We start from the raw sequence: 1,260 nt of genomic DNA on the forward strand, positions 1-1,260 counted from the left end.
CCGCGCTGCCGGCCGCCGAGCCGCTGCCGGATGACGTGACGGTGCTGCTCGGTGATTCGATGGGCGAGCTCGGCGCGTATTACGCGGCGGCCGACATCGCGTTCATCGGCGGCAGCCTGCTGCCGCTCGGCGGCCAGAACCTGATCGAAGCGTGCGCGGTCGGCGTGCCGGTGTTGATCGGGAAGCACGTGTTCAACTTCACGCAGGCGACCGCCGATGCGGTTGCGGCTGGTGCGGCGCTGCAGGTCGAGGATCCGCTCGATCTCGCGCACGTGCTCGATGCGCTGTTCGCCGACAAGGCGCGGCGCATCGCAATGGGCGCGGCTGGCGCCGCATTCGCGTCGCGCCACCGCGGCGCGACCGCACGCACGGTCGACGTGCTCGCGGCACTGCTGCCGCCTGCCGAACGCGGCGTGCGCGCACTGCAGGACGCGCAGGACCCTTCCGACGACTAGGCGAAGGCGGCGCCATGCCGCCATGAGCACGCGTGGCGGCATCGTATCGCGCCGCCACGCCGCTCAGACCGTCAGCAAACCCTTCTTCTCGATGAACGCGATCACGTCCGCGACGCCTTCGAGCGCTTTCAGGTTCGTCATCACATAAGGCCGCTCGCCGCGCATCTTCTTCGTGTCGGACGCCATCACGTCGAGGTTCGCGCCGACCAGCGGCGCGAGATCCGTCTTGTTGATCACGAGCAGGTCGGACTTCGTGATGCCGGGGCCGCCCTTGCGCGGAATCTTCTCGCCGCCGGCGACGTCGATCACGTAGATCGTCAGGTCCGACAGCTCTGGGCTGAAGGTCGCCGCGAGATTGTCGCCGCCCGATTCGATGAACACGATGTCGGCGTCGGGGAAGCGCGACAGCATCCGGTCGACGGCCTCGAGGTTGATCGACGCATCCTCGCGGATCGCCGTGTGCGGGCAGCCGCCCGTCTCGACGCCCATGATGCGTTCCTCGGGCAGCGCGCCCGCGACCGTCAGCAGCCGCTGGTCTTCCTTCGTATAGATGTCGTTGGTGATCGCGACGAGGTCGTACTGGTCGCGCATTGCCTTGCACAGCATTTCGAGCAGCGTGGTCTTGCCGGAGCCGACGGGGCCGCCGATGCCGACGCGCAGCGGCGGCAGTTTTTTCGTGCGGCGGGCGAGGGAGGGAGCAGGTGCGTTCATGGCGGGTAGCGTCGGGTTCAGGAGCGGAACAACCGCGAATACTGGGTTTCGTGCCGCGCGGACAAGATGCCGAGCTGCGGCGCGAACGTGTTGA

At 68.1% G+C, this 1,260-nt stretch carries 2 protein-coding genes and 1 pseudogene; 1 reads left to right on the top strand and 2 read right to left on the bottom strand.

All coding sequences use genetic code 11. From position 1 onward, the window contains the following. The coding region (locus tag G3N99_RS40295) for a glycosyltransferase (protein ID WP_206125199.1) at positions 1–455 on the top strand (455 nt) is incomplete at its 5' end. A 63-nt stretch (positions 456–518) separates the two neighbouring features. Here G3N99_RS40295 and ureG read toward each other — a convergent pair. Together ureG and G3N99_RS40305 are read right to left on the bottom strand one after the other, a co-directional pair. After that, the gene (ureG, locus tag G3N99_RS40300; RefSeq protein WP_206125200.1) at positions 519–1,166 is read right to left on the bottom strand and encodes an urease accessory protein UreG; all 648 of its coding nucleotides are present in this window, start codon (positions 1,164–1,166) and stop codon (positions 519–521) included. Positions 1,167–1,183: 17 nt separating this feature from the next. After that, positions 1,184–1,260 (bottom strand): annotated as a pseudogene (locus tag G3N99_RS40305) (urease accessory protein UreF); the annotation flags it as partial.

This window comes from Burkholderia sp. Ac-20392, from assembly GCF_017104585.1.
GTDB lineage: Bacteria > Pseudomonadota > Gammaproteobacteria > Burkholderiales > Burkholderiaceae > Burkholderia > Burkholderia lata.